Genomic DNA, 22,069 nt, shown 5'->3' with positions numbered 1-22,069 from the left:
CGACTCAGAGTCAGCCTTCATCCAGCAACAGCCGCAATTGCTCGCGCAACGCCAACAACTGATTGGGTGTTATCGGCAAGTTGCACAACAATTGCAACGGCACCACCCGAGCACGCTCCTTGAGTTCGATGCCATCCAATGACAATCGTATGAGCACCTCTCGTTCGTCATGGCTGGCCCGTTCCCGGTGGATCAAGCCATTGCTCTCCAGACGTTTCAACAGTGGCGTGAGGGTGCCGCTATCAAGCTTCAGCCGTTCGCCGATGAACTTTACGGCAACCCCCTGGGGAAATTGCGCATCGGGCAGAGATTCCCACAACACCAGCATCACCAGATACTGAGGGTAAGTCAGGCCCAACTCATTGAGTAAAGGCCGGTACTGGGCGATTATTTTGCGGGAAAGCGCATAGAGAACGAAGCAAAACTGATTATCCAGTTGCAGGGCTTCGTCCAGATCATTGAGCGCCGTCAACAGGATGCGCCTCAGGCCAGTAACTTACGAATTTCAGATTCAATTTTTTCCGGTGTATCCTTTGGCGCAAAGCGCTGCACGACCTTACCGTCCTGATTAATCAAAAACTTGGTGAAATTCCATTTGATCGCCTGGGTACCCAGCAAACCAGGCGCCTGCTCTTTCAGATGTTTAAACAGGGGATGGGCATCGTCCCCATTAACATCCACTTTCTCGAACATGGGAAAGCTGACTCCGTAATTCAGTTCGCAGAACTCGGTGATCTGTTCATTGCTGCCCGGGTCCTGCTTACCAAACTGATTACAGGGAAAACCGAGAATCTCCAGGCCGCTGTCCTTATATTGCTTATAGAGTTTTTCAAGCCCCTTGAACTGTGGTGTAAAGCCACATTTACTGGCCGTATTCACCACCAGAATCACTTTACCTTTATAGTCTGACAGAGGTGTTTCCTTCCCCTGCATGGTCACTGCCTTGAAATCATGCACGCTGCCCATTGGAGTCTCCCTTAGATGTGAACAGGTATGTTTGCTTCCAGATTACTCGCACAGCATACAGCGCATTTATATTTTGCACAATTTAATAATGCACAATCAAACTCAATACGCAGTGTGCCTGGTTCTCACTTTTCCACAATTTCTGTGGATAACTCTGTTGATACATTATGTAAAAATTCGTAAAACACGCTCATTCCGCTCATCGCAACAAACTGGTTATTTTTTAATCAGACACATTTGAGCCAAAATTCAGCAACTTACCCGACGAATTGCACCAACAAGGAACATAGCTTTATTTATATAGCCTACAGCGATAGTCTCCACTAACTGTGTACAAAAACAGTGCGGTTGACTGTGATTAAATTTGAATCCATTGGCTGACAAACGTCGATAAAATATAGATAAGCGGTTGTTAACAATTTATGGTTATAACAACCAAATTTAAGGCAACCCGCTTGTTAATAACTATTTTTGACTGTTTTCATGAAACTGCAGTGAAAGCGAATTAATGCAATAGCGCAGACCGGTTGGCGGTGGCCCATCGGGAAAAACGTGGCCCAAATGGGCATCACAGGCAGCACACAGCACTTCTGTACGTACCATTCCATGGGAGGAATCCTTGCGTTCGATAACAGCGCGCTCATCCACCGGCTGGAAAAAGCTTGGCCAACCTGAACCGGAATCGTATTTGGTCTGGGACACAAACAAAGGCGCATCGCAACAGGCGCAGTGATACTGGCCAACTTCCTTATGATCCCAATACTTACCCGTAAATGCCCGCTCGGTACCAGCCAGCCGGCACACGGCAAACGCCTCTTCATCCAGGCTTTGTTTCCACTCTTCCTGACTTTTTTCAACCCGCTTAACCACGCTGGGCACCTCCCATTCAAAGTACATTAAAAACAATTGGTTTTCGTATACACTTACCGGTCTTTGTAAGCTTGCTATGCTTGCATACTATGAACCTTTTTCTTGTTTGTGAACATAGAAGCCAAATTGAGGCATGAGTTTGTCTATATGAAGTCAGTGTTGAAATCCAACAAATTACATAACGTCTGTTACGACATCCGCGGGCCGGTACTGGATGAGGCGCGACGCCTGGAGGAAGAAGGTCATCGAGTACTCAAACTGAACATCGGAAACCCGGCGCCCTTCGGCCTGATGGCACCGGAAGAAATCATTCAGGATGTGATCTACCAGCTACCGGATGGATCCGGTTACAGCGACTCCAAAGGCCTGTTTGCCGGCCGCAAGGCGGTGATGCAGTACTACCAGGCCCGGGGTATTGAAGATGTCCAGATCGACGATATCTTTCTGGGCAACGGTGTCAGCGAGCTGATTGTCATGTCCATGCAGGCACTGCTCAATAATGGCGACGAAGTGCTGATTCCAGCACCGGATTACCCCCTGTGGACCGCAGCTGTCAGCCTCTCCGGCGGCACCCCCGTACACTACACCTGCGATGAGCAGTCAGATTGGTATCCGGATCTGGATGACATCCGCAGCAAGATCAGCGACCGCACCCGTGCCCTGGTGATCATCAATCCCAACAATCCCACCGGTGCCGTGTATCCCAAAGCGATTCTGGAGGGCATGATCGAGATTGCCCGCGAACACAAGCTGATTGTGTTTTCCGACGAAATCTACGACAAGATTCTGTACGACGAAGCCCAGCACACCTGCACCGCCTCACTGGCCAACGATCTGGTGTTCATCACCTTCAACGGCCTCTCCAAAACCTACCGCATCGCCGGCTATCGCGCAGGGTGGATGGTGATCAGCGGCAACAAGTACGCGGCCAAGGATTATCTGGAAGGCATCACCATGCTGGCTTCAATGCGCCTGTGTGCCAATGTGCCCGGGCAACTGGCCATTCAAACGGCCTTGGGGGGCTATCAAAGTATCAATGAATTGATTGCACCCGATGGCCGCCTGACACGGCAGCGGAACCTGGCTCACAGCATGCTCTGTGACATACCGGGTATCAGCTGTGTTAAACCCAAAGGGGCCCTTTACCTTTTCCCCCGCCTGGATCCCAAGGTCTACCCCATTGTGGATGATCAGAAGCTGGTGCTGGATCTGTTGATTCAGGAAAAAATTCTGCTGGTACAAGGCTCCGGCTTCAACTGGCCGGCTCCAGACCACCTGCGCCTGGTGTTCCTGCCCCGGGAAGAAGATCTGAAAACCGCGTTAACCAAAATGGCTGAGTTTTTCGAACGCCTGCGGGATGACATGAAGAGCTGATATGGCGGATTTAAATATACTGGACTTTTACAAGGATACCGCGCTGGTACTGATGAGCCTGCAACGGGTGTTTCCCCGCAAGATGGATTTGTTTGTGGAAGACCTGATCGGCCCGGATCAGGTGGATGAGTTCGGTCTGCACACCAAACGCCATGAGGCCTGCTTTGGTGCCATGCTCTGGCTGGCCGATGAAGGCTTCCTGCGGTACGGTGCCACCATTCGCCAGGAGGGTGTGGATCAGGCCTACCTGACAGCAAAGGGCCTGATTAAACTCTCCACCATCATTAATGCCCCCCTTACCGAAACACCGGCACAGGATTTACCCTCCTTTGAGGCCCAGGAACGGCTCACCATGATTGAACACATGCGCCGAGCCGTGCAGTCCCAATCGTCCGAACAGATTACTCAGGTAATGCGGATGTTTTTCACCGAGTTGGACGAGCACCAAGGCCGCTAGCCACTACTATCCACCAACTAATCTATAGGGAATGACAGATCACCGGCTGGGAACGCCCTTTCACCTGGCTTAATCCCATTTGCGTGGTCTGCGCGGCCAATTCATTGGGCAACCGGGCCTTAACATCATCACTGACCAGAATAGTGGTACCGAACTCTTTGTTCAGATGTTCAAGGCGGGCCGCTACGTTTACAGTGTCCCCGATCACGGCGTATTTCATGCGGGTTTTTGAACCCAGATTTCCCGCTACCACCGCTCCGGTGTGCAAGCCGATTCTGAATTCAATGTGATCCACCCCCAGCGCCTGCCAACGCTGGGCCAACCCATCCGCCTGCCATTGTTTGTTCAGTGAGTCCAACGCCTCGCGCATGGCCAGGGCACAGCGTGCGCCTTTCTCTGCGTGATCAGGCGTTGCCTGCGGCGCGCCAAACACGGCCAGGATGCCATCACCGAGAAACTCAATGACACAGCCCCGGTGCTGATCGATGATGCTGTTCATCACCCCCAGGTATTCATTGAGCATGGACACCATCTGTAATGGGGAAAGACGCTCGCTGATGGTGGTGTAATCCTTCAAATCGCAGAACAAGACCGTAACCACAACCTCCTCGCCACCCAGGTCTATTTTTTGTTCCTGGGCCAGTACGGAGCGGGCGACGTCTTCACTCAGATAACGGCCGAACAGGTCACGCAGCGTCTGGCGCTCCTTCAGCTCGTCGGCCATTTTGTCAAAATACTTGCCCAGCAATCCGAACTCGTCTTCACGCCGCATGTGCATGCGCACATCCAGATTGCCCTGGGCCACGGCCCCGGTGCCCTGAATCAAACGCCCCAGTGGCTCGCGGATACTGCGGGACACCACCCAGGACACCAGCGCAATCACCACAAAAGAAATCACAAAAATAACACCGGAAGCCATCAGCACCCGGTTTTCCACCATGGTGAGCCGCTCGGCTTTGACGTCCACACCCACCAGTCCGATGGCTTTGCCCTCAGCGGTTCGCAGAGGGGCGTAGGCCGACAGGGTATAGCCGAACTCATCCCGATAGGGGATGTTTTCCACCGCAGGGCGGGAAAACCCCTTCAGCATAATGGGCGTATCTTCCGCCGAATAGAACTGGCCGGGATCTCCGACCATCTCGCCTTTGGCGTAGTCAATGAAAAAGAACAGCTCGGTGGGGACATTGGAGGGACGCAGAATATAAATGGAGTCTATGTCCTTGTCACGCTCCGCCATGGCTTTGAACTGCTCGTAGATTTCCTGGTGAAACGGTGTCAGCGTGGTGGCTTCGAGGTCGTAGGCGGCGATCTGATCGGCGTTGATGGTGGCAGCCAGGCTGGTGGATAACGTTAACAGCCGTTGTTGCAGTGACTCAATTTCGGATTTGGACCAAAGGTTGTAGAAAATCAGCACCAACAGCGCCAATGTGATGATCACCACGCTGCCGTACAACATCGTCAACCGAAAATGGAAGCGGTGGAAGGCACGGATTTCCCGAATGGGATCCAGCTCCATACCCGGCGCCGTTGCCACCAACAGGTCACCGGCACGCTCTTGCATTAATACGGGGGCATCCTGCTGAGACCAAACCGGCTGGGTGCCATCTGCTACCTTATTGTTTTGTTGTGATTCGCTCATTAACCCTGCTTAAAACCTACTTAAAACCTACCTAAAACCTACCTAAAATAAGACAGGCGGTACCCTTCCCTGACTGAGCAGGCTTATTTGAACCAGCTCACTGAACTATCGACTCACTGAACTATCGACTCAATAGCTTCAATCCGGCAGGTAAGGCTTCGCCGAAAACACGTTTATTTTCCTGGTCGTCCAGAGCGAGCTTCTGATCCACCATAGTCTGCCACAGATCCGGGGCCTTGGCAGCACGGAGCTTCTCTACAATGGTAGACCGGATTGAGGCCGGGATATCACGGGCTCGATCCCCGGTCACACGGGCAATCATCACTGCGGCAAACGCAGCATGCTGGTTTTTCTTCCAATCCTGCCCCAACACCAGTTGCAACCACTTGTCGACATGGTCCGGCGGTATCACTGTATCCACAGCACTCTGGAAAGGCTCCCTTGATGCCACACGCCCCAGCGCCCACCAACTGGTCTGGGTTTCGCTGGATTTCTGCAAACGCTTGGCAAGCCAATTGGCTAACTCAATTTTGGTCGCCACCGGCAGCCCTTCCAGGGAGGCACTTAACCGTACCATATCCTCGTACGATTTATTTTTGATTTCTGTCTTAAGTTTCAGGTTTCGTGCTGACGCCGGATTGATAAATTTGCTGACATCCTTGTAAAGGCGTTGCTGGCATGCGGTTTCCAGGCCCCCGGCGGCCCGGCGCCAGAAAGTCCACCACTCGGCCCAGGACTGGTTCTCTTTATCGAACTGTAAACCCTGCTGGTAAAGCCCCCAGGCCTGCGAAATACGCCATTCATCGGCCGGGTAACCAAAGCCCGGGCGCAAACAGAAACCCGCCAGATTGAACCATACCCGTTCATGAGCCTGGGAGCGCCTTCGTTTCTTACGACGTTGCCACAATTCATCGAATAATGCCCTCGCCAGCGCGGTATCCCAATCATTGCGCAGCCCCAGCAACTTCTCCAGCTGCTGGCGCAGTTGCTTGACTGCGTTCCTGTCGGCCTCCTTGTCGTTGGCACCGTACACGGCATCGATGGCAGCCACTGCTGCACCATACCCCGGCGGCAGAGCATGGCTCTGATGACGGTTTTGCAAATCCCGCCGCAACTGAAACTCAACCTTCCAGCGCTGATCGGGGTCTTGCAGTGAGTGGCACTGAATGTCCAGAGTACCCACTTCCGTAAGCCGCGTGACCAGCGACACTTCCACTTCATGGTGGGTACTTTGCGTATCCAGCGCGGCCACCAAAGGCGGTAAGGGTTGAAAGCGATCCTGCTCGCTGTCCAGTGTCACCACCTGGCCCGGGGCAAAGGGTTCGTCACCGGAGCTGGCCACCAATGAAAACTGCACCGGCTGGTTCACCTGCAAAGCAAAACGGTGTGCCTGCAGGGGAATCGCCACTCCCTCTTCAGTGCCCTTGGGCAAAATGCACACCGCCACAGCGTCATTCCCCGCTGCCTCCACTTGTAAAAAGTAGGAACGCGCCGAGCCGCCGCCAATACGCATCTGATTGTTCTGTCGGCTCAATGCGAACGCCACCGCACCAAAGGCCACGGCCATATGGGGGTCTCGGTTTTCCAGCCGGGTCACGGGCCCGCCGCGCCAATGTTCCAACACCGCCTGCGCCCGCTCGGTAATCAGTGGGCTGTTAAACACACCACCGTTCATCAGCACCGCATCGGGGATCGCCGCGCCTTCCGTGGACAGCGCCAGCGCCTCAAGACAGCTGGCCTGGTGCTGCAGCAAAAACTGCGACAAATATTTGCTGACCGCCGGATCCGGTACGTAGGGCAGGCCAAACTCAACAATGCCGGCACCGCGTTTCCGGGGCAGCGCTCCAAACTCAATCAACGGGAAAAAACCATCCAGCGCCAGTTCGCGCACTTCCTGCCGGCTGAATTCCGCACTCCTGGCAGCGCCGATCAGACGGGAACCGCCCCCCAGCAAGGTGACTTTCGCCGTTTCCGGGGCGCTTTCACCCAACAGGGCTTCCTTGGCGATGCGACTCTGCTGGATCAACTGGGTCAGGCTGGCGGCATTGAGGGCCCGACCACCGCTAGTAATACGCTGTTCCGCCAAACGCGCCAACGCCAGATCCACGTTATCGCCCCCCAGCATCCAGTGGTCACCCACCGCGATCCGCTTCAGTTTGAGGTCGCCATCGGCCTGCTGGACCTGAATCAAACTCAAATCGGTGGTGCCGCCACCAACGTCCAGCACCAGCAACAGCCTGATCTGCTGCAGTGCCGCCCGGGCCTTCTCCCCCAGCCGGAAATACCAGTCGTAGCACACCGCCTGGGGCTCTTCCAGCAACGTCAGATTGTTAAGCCCGGCCAGTTCGGCAGCCTGCAACGTCAACGCACGGGCGGCCTCATCAAATGAGGCGGGCACGGTAATCACCAGGGTTTGCTGTTCCAGTGGATGTTGGGGATGTTCGTGATTCCAGGCACAGCGAATATGCAGCAGATAAGAGGCCGATGCCACCACCGGAGAGACTTTCTGCACATCGTCCGCCCCAGCCCAGGGCAGAATCGGCGCCGAACGATCCACGCGGCTGTGGGAGAGCCAACTCTTGGCACTGGCAATCTGGCGCCCCTCTACTTTGCTGCCCAGCTCGCGGGCATATTCCCCCACCAGGTACGCCACATCATCGCCCTCAATGCGCTGTTGCGGCCAGGGCAGCACCATTTGCGCTTCGGGCAGTTCACCGGCGGCCGGATGATAGCGAAAGGAAGGCAGCAGCGGGCGTTTTGCTACCTCGCCGGGGCCAACCAATTGTTCAATTTCAAACAGTCTGGCCCGGGGCTGCTGTGCTCCGGCACCGGTATCGGCGTAGGCCACCACGGTGTGGGTGGTGCCCAGATCAATGCCCACCAGATAGCGGCTGTCACCGGATTGTGTCATGCACTGTTTTCCCGTACGTCGAATTCCACCTGCCAGCGTTGATCACTGTCCCGCGGGATGGCTTCCAGGCACAAAGTGCCCAACTCGTTCACCCGTGCCGCCAAACGCACTGCCACCACTTCCCCCGGTTGGCGCCCTTCGCTGGGTAATGAAGCCTGAATGGGGTGCAATTCCTCAAGCTCTGAATCCTCCCAATCATCCAGCAGCAACCCGGGGCCATCCTCCCGGCGTACCGTGGAGCCAAAAAACCGGAACGTCACCGGTTCCCCCACCACCAGTCCAAATTCCTGTGGCGAAGGCTCAGTCTGGGAACCCTCTTCCATGCCAAAGGGTGCCACACAGAGGGCCTGCAGGGGTGGCGGCATACCCGGTACCGCCGGCATGGCGCTCTCAATGCCAACGTAATAACCACTGGCCAGACCGCCCCGAATGCGCACACCGTGGCCCTGGCGCACATAACCGTAGTAGGCTGCGCCACGGGCAACCGCCAGATCCAGATCGGCTCCCTGCAGCAAGCGGGCAGGCTCAGAGCCGCCCTGCTGCAGCCAGCTATTGAGTACCGACATCAAGCGCTGTGCCAGTTTCGGCGCCTTCAGGACACCACCGTTGAACAACACCGCCGTGGGTTTGATAAAGCCCTGGGCGGCCCCGAAAAAGTCCTGGGCGGCATTGGACTGACGGCACAGAAAGGCGGCCAGATGGCGGGTGACACCCGCATCCTGGGCATAAGGCAATCCCATCTGAGTCAGGGCAGTGCGAGGCTGCTGCCGTGGATGATCCTCAATCGCCACTTGTGGAAAAAAACCGTCCACGAGCGTCTCTTCCACTTCGCTGCGGGTTAATTCAGTGCGCAACGTACTGCCCATCAACTTCGACCCCCGGCTGGGCACCACCAGGGGTACCACATCCTGGCCACTGTCATTGAGCAATGACTCCTTTGCGTCGCGACAGCCATGGGTCAAAGCCTGAATCTGCCAGGGCTTAAGTGATTTCCCTTCTGCCTCCAGTTTGGCCTTGATCCGGTAGGCCAACGCCAGATCCATGTTATCTCCACCCAGCAGAATATGATCGCCCACCGCAACCCGGTTCAGTTCCAGGTTGCCTTCGCTCTCCGTCACCGCCACCAAAGACAAATCCGTGGTACCGCCGCCGATATCCACCACCAGCACAATATCACCCACCTGCACCTGATCCCGCCAGCGGTCACCCGAATTATTGACCCAGCTGTAGAGCGCTGCCTGCGGTTCTTCCAGTAATGTTAAGCGTTGCAAGCCCACGGTGCGGGCCGCTTCTGCCGTCAGATCCCGGGCTGCCGGATCGAACGACGCCGGCACGGTGAGGGTAATATCCTGCTGCTCCAGCGGCTGATCGGGAAAACGATCATTCCAGGCGGCCTTCAGGTGTGCCAGGTACGCTGCTGAGGCAGCCAATGGCGAGGTCTTGCTGACGTCCTCCGGCGCATTCAAAGGCAGGAAATCAGCGTGCCGATCCACGGCCCCGTGGCATAACCAGCTTTTGGCGCTGGCAACCAGACGCAATGGTGTTTTGGCGCCCAGGTGGCGGGCTATGTGCCCCACCAGTGCCAATCCGCTTTGCCCCCAGGGCAGATTGAGATCCGACGTCGCCACTTCCGCCTCATGGGCCTGATACAGGAAGGAAGGCAATTGGGGCAGGCTTTCCACCACGCCAGGTTGGGTCAACTGCGGGATGGCCAGGACCTCCTCTCGGGGCTGCTCAGGGGCCTGGGATACATCGATAAATGACAGCACACTGTTGGTGGTACCGAGATCAATGCCCACACTGTATTGACTGCTGTACTGACTGCTGCCTTCACTCATAGCTCCACCTCGGCAGGGGCTATCACCTTGGGATCATGGCCCGGCGCCAGCCTGGGCAAATCGGCTTTCACCGCTTTCCATCCGCGGTGTACCAGTACGCCACTGAAAGGGGGCTCGCCAACTACATTACCGGTTACCCGGTTTTGCGCCGGATCAAAGCCGGCCGCCAGCGTCACCTGGGTTTCTTCCTCTTCACTGCGCACCGGCACCAGTGAGAAATACTGATCCAGCACCTTCTTGCTGCCCTCATGCAACACCCGCGACACCGCGCCGATTTCAGCATCACTGAACCCGGTCAGATCCTCCTGCAGGAAATCAACAAAGCGTGCCTCCTGTTGCAACAGCCCCAGCAGCTGCAACGCCGATTCCGGATCATTGGATTTCAGGGCCGGGGTCGGTGTCGGGGTCGCTGCCGGGGCGACAGGTTCCGGCTCTGTAGCGGAATCAGGCGCCGGTGCCTTCTTGCCACCACCGCGCAGCACGGCCACCACCAGCAGGATGAAACCGAGCCCCCCCAATATCAGGTGCAGGGCGTCAATGGTGGTGGGCATTACGGGATTTATATCCATGGCTTCACGCTCTCAAGAATCTATCAGGGTCAAAAACAAACCGGCTACCGGGTTCAGCCGCGCCAAATGCCGCGCAGTTTACCATCTTGCCGGCGAGGATAAAGACCACATTATTTGGGTCTTTTATGTTTCATAATTTAATGACATGATATGTCGGAATCTTTTTCGTGCCGGGCGGTCTATATCCTGGCTCCCATAAGAATTTCAAACACTTGAAATTCCCCTGGCGAGCCCAATGTATACAGCATTCGGTTAACTGTTCATTTTGTCTTAGAGAGGATAAGAATCCACCATGATGCGCATACTGTTGTTTCTTGGTACCAACCTGGCCGTGATTGCCGTTGCCAGTATCACCCTGAGTATTCTGGGGGTACCTGGTTATCTACAGCAGAACGGCACCAACCTTAACCTGCAGTCCTTATTGATATTCTGTGCGATATTTGGCTTCGCCGGCTCCTTTATCTCCCTATTGTTGTCCAAGAAAATGGCCAAATGGAGCTCCAGGGCGCAGGTCATCACCAAACCCACCAATCACGCCGAACAGTGGCTGCTGGAGACCGTTAACGAGTTGTCCACCAAGGCTGGTATCAAAATGCCGGAGGTGGCGGTATTCCCATCCCAGGTCTCCAACGCGTTCGCCACCGGCTGGAACAAAAACGACGCTCTGGTGGCCGTCAGCGAAGGGCTTCTGCGGCGCTTTGACCGGGAAGAAGTACGTGCCGTGCTGGCCCATGAGATCGGCCACGTTGCCAATGGCGACATGGTGACCCTGGCGCTGATCCAGGGCATCATGAACACCTTTGTCATGTTCTTTGCCCGCATCGCCGCGTTTGTCATCGATCAGTTCTTCCGCAATGATGAAGGTGAAGGCGGCTTAGGCTTCTTTGGCCATATGGCGGTGGTGTTCCTCTTCGATATCATTTTCGGCATCCTCGCCAGTATCATCGTCATGTGGTTTTCCCGCTGGCGTGAATTCCGCGCGGACGCCGCCGGTGCCGACCTGGCCGGACGGGGCGCCATGATCCGGGCATTGCAGAAACTGAAGGCCGAAATGGAATTACCCAATGACCTGCCCGACACCATGGTGGCATTCGGTATCCGTAACGGTAAAGTGGCCAAGTTGTTCTCGTCACACCCGCCCCTGGACGCGCGCATCGCCGCGCTCACCAACGGCTAACTGACAACGGTACAACCGGCCAGACTGGAAAAGCCCGCGTAAAGCGGGCTTTTCTTTTGTCGACATTGTGGGGGGATGGGTGCAGTGAATGCCGTAACCAGCATGCTAACCGGGTCAGGCAGGCTCAGCATCAGCCTTCAACGGGATACAGCACCGCATCTTCATAACCGGTAATCACCGGTAAATAGCCACACAGTTCCCCATTCAGTTCGGCATCCCAGGTATCCACCAGCAGGGGGCGCCCTGCCAGTTCCTTAAGCTTGGTTTTGGTGGCAATTATGATGATGTTATCGCGACCCACCTGGCGAATCACCGCCGGGCTGATCTGATGATTGCCCCGACCGAATATATGCCCCTGACCACCGATCAGGGTCACCACAATCTTCGCCGGATAGCGCTCAAGCCAATGCAGGATATCCTGTTCGGTGGCATCCATCTGCACCCATTCCTGGTTTAACAGCAAATCCACCCCCAGCAGTGTTTTCTCCAGCCCCAGCTCATCCGCGATCGCTTTGGTGGTGGTGCCCGGGCCCAAAATATAAAGCCAGTCGCGCGCCAGCTCATCAATGATGTGCGCCGCCACCTCCTGCAGCACCAGGGCTTCAACCTCCCTGCCGCCGCACTTGACGTGCTGCAGGTAACGTTCTTCAGCGGGAACCAGCAGCTCCCCATAGTGGCTGGCCCGCACCTGGCCCTGGCGGAAGGCGTCCTCGTCAATATCCCGCACTTCCATGGCCGCCACACTGACCAGCTGCCCCTGGATCATTTTGATCACAATCTCCGCCGCTCCTTTGGCATGCACCGCATAGACCCCGGAGTGGATCTTGACACCGGCGGGTATCCCCAGCACCGGGATACTGGTGTTTACGGCCTGATGAATATCCCGCGCGGTGCCGTCACCACCGGCAAAAACAATCAGATCAACACCCTGCTGCTGCAGCGCCCGGGCCGCCTGACGGGTATCCACAGCACCGGTGGTGGCGGCACATTCACCGCATACCTGCATATTGAATCCGGCTTCCTGCAGGCTATCCTCCCCCATGGCTCCGCCCCAGCAAAACCACTGAATCTGGGCCTGGTATGGCTGCAATTCACGCAGAAAAATACCCACCCGCTGCAAGGCACGGGGCACCGCTCCCCGCTGCAAAGCCTGATCCACAATGGATTCACCATCACTGCCCTTCAGGCCCACCGCCCCGCCGATACCGGCCATGGGATTCACCAGCAGTCCAAGTTTGATTTGATTCATGGCAGGCTGTACTTCCTCCGGTTAGAACCACTTTGTTGCTGTGCCGCATTCTATACCACTCGGGGACAGTGGGCACGGTGTGTCCCGTTCTGACATGCAGAACCGGCTCCAAACATGAGACACTTACCGCATGAAAAACACAACAATGACTGAATCACATGCTCATCTCTTTGAATTACGCTATTTTCGCGCTGGCTATTGCACTGAGTCTGGACCTGTATCGTCGCCCAGAGCGCTATCGGGAAGCCGCCAGACATATGCTGCTGTTTGCCATCGCCGCCCTGCTGGGTGGTTTGGCCCATCATATGGAAGCGGAAGAGGCTCACGTCAACCGCTGGTTGATGAGCCTGAACGACACCCTGCCCCGTTATTTACGAACCGGCTCGTTCCATAACGTCTACCTGCGGGTCTGGCTGGCAACGTTTTTCGCCATTGGCCTTACCGAATACTATTTCATGCGTATCTTTCTGCACCCGCTGGCAGACCGCTATGGTTTTCAGTGGCTGAAAGGGTGTCTGGTGGTTTCGTTGATATTATTCAGTGCCGCGTCACTGCTGATCAGTCAATACTCCCTGGTGGTGATGTTTCACCTGCTCACCCATTTACTGGTGATCGGGTTTTCACTGTATCTCATTTTGGTGCAGGGGCTGCGGTTGTTCTGGCTTCTGATCGGCCTGGTGACGCTGAACCTGGCAGCGGGGGCAATCTGGTCTTTGATGGCGCTGGGCAGCATTTCCACGGGGCCGTTGCACTACAACGACTGGTATCATCTGATTATTCTGCTGTTCCTGGTGCTGCTGCATCAGGTGCTCACCCGGGGGCGGCTGGTTGACACCCTGCATGCGCTATCCCCACCACGGCAACAACCGCATGCGCTCAAGGCACAATCTTCAGGCCCAGTGCCCGCAGGCGATTAATCTCCTGCTCTGCCAATACGGATTCCAGATGCGCCCGCCCCCTCAGCGTGACCGTATTGAACTCGCGCCGCACCCGATACTGCCTGCGCAAGGCGTCAAAACCCTGGGCCCGACGTTCTCTGGGTAAGCGCAGGCTGGTGCGGAGCCCCACATCATCTTCATGAATATTGTATATACGGGTAATCAACTCCCGGGCCGTGGCGGGATTGTACGTTTGCTCCCCTTGCAGGTCCAATAGCAGATTCAACTTGGGATCGATCAGATCAGCCTCCTGTATCGAGACCTCACACCCCAGATGCCGGCACAGTGCCTGGTAAATCATCCAGGTTCCCCGCACCTTGCCATCAAAGCTGTAACCGGCAATGTGGGGTGTTGCGATATCCACTTTACTGGCCAGCTCAATGTTGACAAAGGGCTCGCCTTCCCACACATCCAGTACGGCCGCCAGGTCATAGCGCTCATCCAGCACCCGTGCCAACGCCATATTATCCAGCACCGGGCCACGGGAGGTGTTGATCAGCACCGCACCCGGCACCATGCTGCGCAGGCGGTGCTCATCCGCCAGGTGATGGGTGGCGTGCCTGCCTTCCTGCGTATAGGGTACGTGCAACGACACAATATCCGCCTGCCAGGCTTCATCGGCACTGACAAACTGCGCGCTGGCAGGATGCTGCCCGGATTCCTGTTGCGGGGGGTCGCACAACAACACCCTGAGACCCAACTGTTCAGACACCGCCTGCAGGCGGGAACCCACATTACCGGCACCAATAATACCGATGGAGCGGTTGGCCAGGGTGAAGTCGCGGGCGGACTCCAACTCCAACAAAGCCGCCATCACATAGTCCACCACCGACTGGGCGTTGCATCCCGGTGCACTGCTGAACGCAATCTTCTCCTGCTGCAGATATCCCTGATCGATATGGTCAACACCAATGGTGGCGGTACCAACAAACCGCACCCGGGAACCCGCCAGGAGCGCTTCCGTCACTTTGGTAATGGAGCGCACAATCAACGCATCGGCGTGCTTTACCAGATCAGCATCCGGATCGCGCCCCGGCACCTTGATCACGGTTCCCAGGCTGCCGAAGCAGGCTTCGGCCATGGGAATATTTTCATCCACCAGAATTTTCATGCTTCAACTTAACTCACGCAGCAGTGCTGCCAGTGTATGCTCAACCTGCCCCAAATAACCAACGCCAAATAGGTTAAAGTGATTCAGCCAATGGTAGAGGTCATACAGATTGCGGCGTAAAGAATGCCCATCGCGCAGAGGTAAAACAGTATGGTATGCCTCATAAAACGCCGCTCCGGGCGCGCCAAACATGCGGCTCATGGCCAGGTCCGTTTCCGCATCACCATAATAGACCGCCGGATCAAACAAAGTGGGGGTGCCGGATGGGTCCACCGCCATATTGCCACTCCATAGATCCCCGTGCAGTAAAACAGCTGGCGGCTGATACCAACCCAGTGTGTGAGGAAGCAAGCCCAGCAGGCGATCCAGATCCTGCAGCAGTGCCCGCCGCATGCCTTTGGCCTGTGCCAGCTTGCGCTGGGGTAACAAGCGCCGCTCTGCATAAAACACCCACCAGTCCGTGTGCCAGCCGTTGATCTGGTGACTGCGCCCAATGTAATTATTATGCTCCAGGCCGTACGCCTTACCCTGCATGCTGTGCAACTGCGCCAACGCCTCGCCAAAGCGAGCCTCATGCCGGGCTTTGATGGCCGCCAGCGCTATAAACTCCATGGCCAACACCGAGCAGTGCTGCAAGCGCGCCGCCCCCAATACCGCCGGTACGCGTATGGCGGGGCATTGATCCAGCAACTGCAAACCCAGGGCTTCTTTCTCATACATGTCCAGTTGGCCAACGGGCCCCACTTTGACAAACACAGAATCCAATTGCTGACTGTAAATTTCGTAGGTTTCGTTGATGCAACCGGCGCCGGAGGGGCGCGCCTGCGCAGTACGGTAATCGGTGCCGAGCAGGTCGCTCAGCCAGTCAAGCAATTCATTCAGAATCCGCGTATCAAGCATAATGTCGCTTCACCAGGTTGTGGAATGCCGCCCCCAGCCCCTGGGCATCCAGATACGCCAGTAGGGTATCCGGACTGGCAGCATTGAATCTCAGATTATTCAGCGGCAGCGCGTGAGGTGGCGGATGCAGCCGAATCAACTCCCTGAACAGGAAGGCATCTTCCTCGGTATCAAGTAAGGCTGTGTACAACCGATTTGCGCCGCGCACATTCATTTCCCTGACGGCTTCCAGGTTGGCATACAGGTTTTCCAGATCATGAAAGTGCTGCACCAGAGCTCTGGCTGATTTATCACCCACCCCGGGCACGCCGGGGATATTGTCCGCACTGTCCCCCGTCAGCGCCAGCAGGTCCGCAATCTGCTCAGGGCGAACCTGCCAATGGGCCTGCAGCCCCGGGTGGTCTCGCTGGATATCCGCAGACCAATCCCACCACAGATCGCCCGGGGTGATCAACTGCGCAAGATCCTTATCCCGGGTCAATACAATAGACCTGAGCCCCGACAATCTGGCGGTTTGCGCCCCCAATGCCAGCCAATCATCGGCCTCATAGACCTCATCGCCCACACAATGAACACCGATTAATTGTGTCAGGGCCCGGCACAAATGCAGTTGCCGGGCCAGATCATCATCCGGCAGTGCACGATTGGCCTTATAGGGTTGATAAAGGGTATGACGAAAGCCACTGAACAAGCTTTCATCAAAGGCAGCCAGCATATACACGGGGTTTAACGCCTGCAGCTGAGCCAACAGAGTCTTCAGATACCCATAGACCGCATTCACCGGCCGCCCATGGGCATCCTGAAATCGATCCGGAATGCCAAACCACGCCTGGAAGATATAGATGCTTGAATCCAGCAGATAAACCGTGTCAGATTGTCTCAAAGTTGCTATATTCCCATCTATAACTATCTGAAAAGCGTACGATTGCACTATACAGCAGATCACACATCAGATCACCGACAAGCCAAATGGGCTAAACCCCGCCAGTGCTTTGAGGTTTTTGGATAACGGGCGCACAAAATTTACAATCCACGCCTGGGCTTTTTTGCCAGTTGATCTAAAACCGGCGACAATCAAAGCTATTAATCCTTTGGCCCACCGGAATTTACGCTTCGTTGAGACAAGAATAAGAAGTGCCAGGTTGTTACGAGTGAGTAAATCTATCAGACAGTCAAAACCAAGTTGGGTGACCTCTACTCTTGCCGCCTGTTCCATCGCCGGTGCGCTGATGCTCACGGCCTGTGCGCCTTCCAGCCAACGCTCAGCCTCTGCGGAAGGCCGTGACCTGACTCTGGCAGACCTCAAACACCGCGACATCAGCGTCCTGCCCCAAGAGCTTGAACCCATCCAGGCGGAACGGGTACTGCAGACCTACGAACAAGCCGTTGCCCTGTTCTCCACCCAGCAAGAGCGGGCCCTGGCCATGCGGCGCATGGCCGATCTCACCATGGTGGCCACAGAAGATCAGATGATCGAGTCTTTGGAAGAATCACCCCTGGTGGACTCCGCTGAGTTGGCGGCAGAGGGCGATGTCCTGCAGTACGGAAAAGCAGTGGCGATCTACGAGGCACTGATCCTGGGGGCGCCCGATGGCACCGACCTGTCAGAGGAATACTATCTGCTGGCCAAGGCCTATGACCTGAGCGGGGAACAGGAAAAAGCACTGACTACGCTCAACACCCTGGTGGCCAAATACCCCGATGGCGAGTTTACCTACGAAGCTCAGTTCCGCCGCGGCGAGCACCTGTTCCTGCTGGGGGAATATCAGCCCGCTGCCGCCGCCTACGCCTATGTGCTGAAGGCCGGACCGCAGCGGGAATTTTATGAGCACTCCCTCTACAAGCACGGCTGGAGCTTGTACAAGCTGGGTGATTACGATTTGGCGGTACAGGATTTTGTGACGCTGTTGGACGGGTACATGCCCACTCCGCCCCCGAAAACAGAAGAGGAACGGAAAGCAGAACGACGTGAGCGCACCATCACCAAAATTGAGGCCATCCCCCTGCCGGAAGTGTCCAAGACCCAGCAGAAAACCCTCGACGACACACTGCGTGTACTCAGCATGTCCTTCTCCAACCTCGAGGGCGCACAGAGCGTCTCGGAGTACTTCCGTAACAATGGTTCCCGGGTCTACGAATTCAAGGTTTACGCCGCGCTGGCGGAACTCTACCTGTATCAGGAGCGCTATAAGGATGCGGCGGATACCTACGCCATGTTCTCACAGAAAAATCCGCTGCACCCAATGGCGCCTTCCATGTCCTCCAAGGTCATCGACACTTACCAGAAAGGCGGTTTTCCCAGCCTGGTGTTGCCCTATAAAGAAAAGTTTGTCGATCAATACGGGGTTTACAGTGCATTCTGGGCGCGGGCAACACCGGAAGCCAGAGCCCAATACAGCAACGAGTTGAAGCAACACCTGATCGAGCTGGCCCAGCACTACCATGCCGCTGCACAAAAAACCAAATTGCCCAAGGATTATGGCGTCGCGGCCCGATGGTATCGGGAATTCCTGGCCACCTTCCCCAATGACGAAAGCGCCCCCACCATGAACATGCTGTTGGGTGAAACCCTGTTTGCCGCCAAGGATTTCCGTCCGGCCATCGAGGAATTCGAGCGCACCGCATACGACTACCCACCCCATCCGGATGCCGAAAAAGCCGCCTACTTTGGCTTGCTGGCCCATCAGGAATATCTCAACACATTAGCCAAGGATGACCCTACCCGCCGAGGCTGGGTGGCCAAGCGCGCCAGCAGCTCCCTGCGTTTCGCAAAAACGTACCCGGCCAATGAGCACACCCCACGGATTTTGGATAACGTCATCGAAGATCAACTGCTGTTGGGTGACGTGGAGGGTGCCATTGTCACCGCGCAGCTGATCATTGAGCTGGTGCCACCGGCACCCCAGGCATTACGGGAAAAAGCCTGGATCACCTATGCCAACGGCATGTTCGACAAACAGGCCTGGGTCAAGGCCGAAGAAGCCATTACCAAGGTCTTGGAGTTCGAATCCCTGCAAGCGCAGCAGCGCGCCAAATTCAGGGAAAACCTCGCCACCAGTATCTACAAGCAGGGTGAAATCCTGGAACAGAATGGCCGCCTGGCAGAAGCCGCCGGTGAATACCTGCGGGTGGCTGCTGTGGTACCCAATGCCTCGGTGCGTGCCAACGCGGATTACGATGCGGCCAACCTCCTGTTGAAACTGGAGGAATACGATAAGGCCATCGCGGTACTGGAATCTTTCCGCCAGCGTTTCCCCAGCCACAGCCTCACCGCCTCCATTCCGGCCAAGCTCAGTTTTGCCTACGAAAAAACCGGCAACCTTGCCATGGCCGCAGGCGAGCTGCTCACCATCGCCCTGCTCAACCAGGACAGCAACCCGGAATTGGCACGGGAAGCCCTGCTGCAAGCTGCAGAGATGCGCGAGAAAACCGGCGATACCGACGGAGCCATCGAACTGTACAAAAAGTTTGTCTGGGATTACGAGCGCCCGGTTGGCCCCCGCATGGAAGCCCAGTACAAACTGGTGAATCTGTATGAACAAGCCGGAGACAGCAATAAACGTTATTTCTGGCTGAATAAACTGGTGGAAACCCACTCCGCTGCAGGCTCGGAGCAAACAGACCGTACCCTGTATCTTGCCGCCTATGGATCATACCACAGTGCCGATGCCCTGTTCGCCGATTTTCGCAGTATTCGGTTGACACAGCCGCTGAAAAGCAGCCTGCGCAAGAAGAAGGCCGCCATGCAAAAAGCCAGCGCAGCCTATACCCGCACCGTCCAATTCGGGGTCATTGATTTCACCACGGCCGCCAATTATAAGCTGGGGGAAGTCTATCGCCTGTTTGCCCGCAGCATCATGGACAGCGAACGCCCCCGCGGCTTGGACGAACTGGCCCTGGAAGAATATGAAATCCTGCTGGAAGACCAGGCCATTCCCCTTGAAGATAAGGCCATTGCCATTTTCCAGACCAACACCGAACGTACCCTTAACGGCGTGTGGGATGAATGGGTGCAGAAGAGCTACCAATCCCTGAGTAAACTGTCCCCCGGGCGCTACAACAAAACCGAACTCACTGAGGAGTATGTTGATGACATCTATTAAATCATCCATCTGCTCTATGATGCTGATTCCACTGCTGGCGCTTGCCACGGGATGCTCCATGCTCTCTTCCGGTGATGACAGCCAGCTGGAAGCCGGCGATTTTGAGATGCCGGATTCGGTAACCATTGACCTGACCGGAGAAGTTCCGGCCGAAAAGTCCGATGCGGCAACCGTACCCGAGCAAGCCAGTGCACAAACCAGCGACGAGGAGACACAACCGGATCAACCCGAATCCGCCGCACCCGTCATTCAGGATGCCGACTCCGCCGCTGTGTTGGCACGGCTCAATCAACCCGGCCAGGAGCCTTTGACCCGTGATCCGGAACAGGTACAGCAGGCGGAACTGGCCCGTTCGGATTTCAACCGGGCGGTGGCTGAGCTGCGCAAAGGCAATCTGGATACCGCGCAGGCTCGATTCCGGGATCTGGCAACGCAGTATCCGGCCCTATCAGGCCCGATTGTGAACCAGGCCATTGTTTTGAGAAAAAAGGGCAATATCCAGGAAGCCTATGATCTGCTTCAGAAATCAATCCTGCAGCATGGCAAAAACCCTCGCCTTCTCAATGAGTTGGGCGTACTTAGCCGGCAGCTTGGCAAGTTCAGGCAAGCCCAGGTGAGTTATGAATCTGCGATTCGAATCGACGAAAATTATGCACCAGCCCACTATAATTTAGCGGTACTGGCGGATTTGTATTTGCATGATCCCGTATTGGCCCTAAAAGAATTCGAAACCTATCAGACGTTGCTTCCCGAACCGGATAAAAAAGTCAACGGCTGGATCATTGAATTACAACGACGAGCTGCAAGGACACAATGAACATTAGGCCGACGCTTTTTTTCATTTTAATACTGGGTACTGTGTTGTTAAGCAGAGCCACATGGGCATTGGATGAAGGCACCACCATCATTGGCACCAAAGAAGCACCCAACGTGCTCAACGTGGTGCCCTGGCAAAACCGCGAATTGTCGGTTGACCCCTGGCAATCCAAGCCCAGCCTCGATTCTCAGTTGCTGAACGATTCATTGAAACCGGTGGACCAGGACGAGTTGCGCAGACAGGTGGATTATTTTAACCTGCTTCAGCATTCTGATCCCCAAGCGGTTGATCAATAAGGATTTATGGTACCAAACCAATAACAATACGAAAGCCTGACCCTTAGACTCGTAGCAACGATTCAAATCAACGAACAGATAAACCAATATTTGGTAACGCAGGAGACCAAAATGTCTGACACAATGAATGCGGCTGAACAAAGCGCAGGACTGATCACCACCACCGCACAGTTCTTTCAGGAAGGCGGCCCCTTTATGTACATCATACTGGCGGTGTTCCTGGTGGGATTGGCCATCACGCTTGAGCGCTTCATTTATTTGAATCTGACTCAAACCCGCAACCAGATGGTGTGGAAAAAGCTGTTCCCGCTGCTGACCCAGGGCAAGTTCAAGTCCGCCATGGAAGAGGCCAAAAACTCCGGCAGTGCAGTGGCCAAAATCCTGGTATACGGCTTGTCCAGAAGCGCCTATGCCACCCGCCACGACGAAGTGGAGATGGCCATGGAAGAAGGCCTGATGGAAGCCATTCCACATCTGGAGCGCCGCACCAACTACATTGCCACCTTTGCCAATATCGCTACCCTACTGGGTCTGTTGGGTACCATCATGGGTCTGATTAACGCTTTTACCGCAGTTGCCAGCGCGGATCCCTCGCAAAAGGCAGACCTTTTATCGGCCAGTATTTCGGTAGCCATGAACACCACCGCATTTGGTTTGATGGCAGCCATCCCGTTACTGTTGGCGTTCACTTATCTGCAGAATAAAACCAACCAGCTCATCGACAGCATGGAAATGGCTTCCGTAAAATTCCTCAACGTATTCCGTCAGGCCCAAAGCCAAAAGGCACAGAGCAACGGACAGGGTTAATGTCAGTTACCGACATTGATCAAACGAATACGATTGAGCAGGAGCCG

General features: G+C 55.7%; 20 protein-coding genes. 8 read left to right on the top strand and 12 right to left on the bottom strand.

What is annotated here, in order from left to right; all coding sequences use genetic code 11:
• Positions 1–10 precede the first annotated feature (10 nt).
• From D9N13_RS17050 to msrB, 3 genes are all read right to left on the bottom strand, one after another.
• Positions 11–472 carry a MarR family winged helix-turn-helix transcriptional regulator gene (locus D9N13_RS17050; protein ID WP_290592513.1) on the bottom strand — a complete coding sequence of 154 codons (462 nt, stop codon included), beginning with the start codon at positions 470–472 and terminating at the stop codon, positions 11–13.
• Positions 473–483: 11 nt separating this feature from the next.
• Entirely contained in the window at positions 484–966 is a 483-nt protein-coding gene (locus D9N13_RS17045; RefSeq protein ID WP_290592511.1) for a glutathione peroxidase, read from the bottom strand.
• Positions 967–1,431: 465 nt separating this feature from the next.
• A complete protein-coding gene (gene msrB / locus D9N13_RS17040; protein ID WP_317622519.1) occupies positions 1,432–1,836 on the bottom strand; it encodes a peptide-methionine (R)-S-oxide reductase MsrB in 405 nt (134 codons plus the stop codon).
• Positions 1,837–1,983: 147 nt separating this feature from the next.
• Between msrB and D9N13_RS17035 the strand changes: the two genes are divergently transcribed.
• Both D9N13_RS17035 and D9N13_RS17030 read left to right on the top strand, forming a co-directional pair.
• Positions 1,984–3,210, top strand: coding sequence for a pyridoxal phosphate-dependent aminotransferase (locus D9N13_RS17035; RefSeq protein WP_290592507.1), 1,227 nt, complete (start codon positions 1,984–1,986; stop codon positions 3,208–3,210).
• 1 nt (position 3,211) lies between these two features.
• Positions 3,212–3,667: a hypothetical protein gene (locus D9N13_RS17030; RefSeq protein ID WP_290592505.1), complete on the top strand. Its 456-nt coding sequence runs from the start codon at positions 3,212–3,214 to the stop codon at positions 3,665–3,667.
• A gap of 22 nt (positions 3,668–3,689) precedes the next feature.
• Here D9N13_RS17030 and D9N13_RS17025 read toward each other — a convergent pair whose 3' ends face one another.
• From D9N13_RS17025 to D9N13_RS17010, 4 genes are all read right to left on the bottom strand, one after another.
• Positions 3,690–5,306 (bottom strand): adenylate/guanylate cyclase domain-containing protein, encoded by a 1,617-nt coding sequence (locus D9N13_RS17025; protein ID WP_290592503.1) that lies wholly within the window; start codon positions 5,304–5,306, stop codon positions 3,690–3,692.
• A gap of 121 nt (positions 5,307–5,427) precedes the next feature.
• Positions 5,428–8,217, bottom strand: coding sequence for an Hsp70 family protein (locus D9N13_RS17020; RefSeq protein ID WP_290592501.1), 2,790 nt, complete (start codon positions 8,215–8,217; stop codon positions 5,428–5,430).
• Positions 8,214–10,055: an Hsp70 family protein gene (locus D9N13_RS17015; RefSeq protein WP_290592499.1), complete on the bottom strand. Its 1,842-nt coding sequence runs from the start codon at positions 10,053–10,055 to the stop codon at positions 8,214–8,216. The genes D9N13_RS17020 and D9N13_RS17015 overlap by 4 nt, the downstream gene beginning before the upstream one ends.
• The gene (locus D9N13_RS17010) at positions 10,052–10,624 is read right to left on the bottom strand and encodes a DUF2760 domain-containing protein (protein ID WP_290592497.1); all 573 of its coding nucleotides are present in this window, start codon (positions 10,622–10,624) and stop codon (positions 10,052–10,054) included. The genes D9N13_RS17015 and D9N13_RS17010 overlap by 4 nt, the downstream gene beginning before the upstream one ends.
• A gap of 292 nt (positions 10,625–10,916) precedes the next feature.
• Here D9N13_RS17010 and htpX point away from each other — a divergent pair, with 292 nt between their 5' ends.
• Entirely contained in the window at positions 10,917–11,801 is an 885-nt protein-coding gene (gene htpX, locus D9N13_RS17005; protein ID WP_290592495.1) for a protease HtpX, read from the top strand.
• Between the two features lie 130 nt (positions 11,802–11,931).
• Here htpX and D9N13_RS17000 read toward each other — a convergent pair whose 3' ends face one another.
• A complete protein-coding gene (locus D9N13_RS17000) occupies positions 11,932–13,050 on the bottom strand; it encodes an ATP-NAD kinase family protein (protein ID WP_290592493.1) in 1,119 nt (372 codons plus the stop codon).
• Positions 13,051–13,208: 158 nt separating this feature from the next.
• Between D9N13_RS17000 and D9N13_RS16995 the strand changes: the two genes are divergently transcribed.
• Complete coding sequence (locus D9N13_RS16995) at positions 13,209–13,967, top strand: DUF6962 family protein (protein WP_290592491.1); 759 nt, start codon at positions 13,209–13,211, stop codon at positions 13,965–13,967.
• Here D9N13_RS16995 and pdxB read toward each other — a convergent pair.
• From pdxB to D9N13_RS16975, 4 genes are all read right to left on the bottom strand, one after another.
• Entirely contained in the window at positions 13,927–15,099 is a 1,173-nt protein-coding gene (gene pdxB, locus D9N13_RS16990) for a 4-phosphoerythronate dehydrogenase PdxB (RefSeq protein ID WP_290592489.1), read from the bottom strand. The two genes, D9N13_RS16995 and pdxB, sit on opposite strands and share 41 nt — an antisense overlap.
• Positions 15,100–15,102: 3 nt before the next feature.
• Complete coding sequence (locus D9N13_RS16985) at positions 15,103–15,999, bottom strand: fructosamine kinase family protein (protein WP_290592487.1); 897 nt, start codon at positions 15,997–15,999, stop codon at positions 15,103–15,105.
• Positions 15,992–16,882 (bottom strand): 5'-3' exonuclease H3TH domain-containing protein, encoded by an 891-nt coding sequence (locus D9N13_RS16980; protein WP_290592485.1) that lies wholly within the window; start codon positions 16,880–16,882, stop codon positions 15,992–15,994. Before D9N13_RS16980 ends, D9N13_RS16985 begins: the two co-directional genes overlap by 8 nt.
• Before the next feature lie 66 nt (positions 16,883–16,948).
• Positions 16,949–17,236 (bottom strand): hypothetical protein, encoded by a 288-nt coding sequence (locus D9N13_RS16975; RefSeq protein ID WP_290592483.1) that lies wholly within the window; start codon positions 17,234–17,236, stop codon positions 16,949–16,951.
• Between D9N13_RS16975 and D9N13_RS16970 the strand changes: the two genes are divergently transcribed.
• The 4 genes from D9N13_RS16970 to D9N13_RS16955 all read left to right on the top strand — a co-directional run bounded on the left by D9N13_RS16970 (position 17,229) and on the right by D9N13_RS16955 (position 22,022).
• The gene (locus tag D9N13_RS16970) at positions 17,229–20,102 is read left to right on the top strand and encodes a tetratricopeptide repeat protein (RefSeq protein WP_290592481.1); all 2,874 of its coding nucleotides are present in this window, start codon (positions 17,229–17,231) and stop codon (positions 20,100–20,102) included. The genes D9N13_RS16975 and D9N13_RS16970 overlap by 8 nt on opposite strands.
• Positions 20,089–20,919, top strand: a complete 831-nt coding sequence (locus D9N13_RS16965; protein ID WP_290592479.1) for a tetratricopeptide repeat protein — start codon at positions 20,089–20,091, stop codon at positions 20,917–20,919. The genes D9N13_RS16970 and D9N13_RS16965 overlap by 14 nt, the downstream gene beginning before the upstream one ends.
• Before the next feature lie 41 nt (positions 20,920–20,960).
• On the top strand, positions 20,961–21,215 hold the full coding sequence (locus D9N13_RS16960) for a hypothetical protein (RefSeq protein ID WP_290592477.1): 255 nt from the start codon (positions 20,961–20,963) through the stop codon (positions 21,213–21,215).
• Between the two features lie 111 nt (positions 21,216–21,326).
• Complete coding sequence (locus tag D9N13_RS16955; protein WP_290592475.1) at positions 21,327–22,022, top strand: MotA/TolQ/ExbB proton channel family protein; 696 nt, start codon at positions 21,327–21,329, stop codon at positions 22,020–22,022.
• Positions 22,023–22,069: the final 47 nt, after the last annotated feature.

This window comes from Ketobacter sp. GenoA1, assembly GCF_003671475.1.
Classification (GTDB): domain Bacteria; phylum Pseudomonadota; class Gammaproteobacteria; order Pseudomonadales; family Ketobacteraceae; genus Ketobacter.
This window is presented reverse-complemented; position numbering and strand designations above follow the sequence as displayed.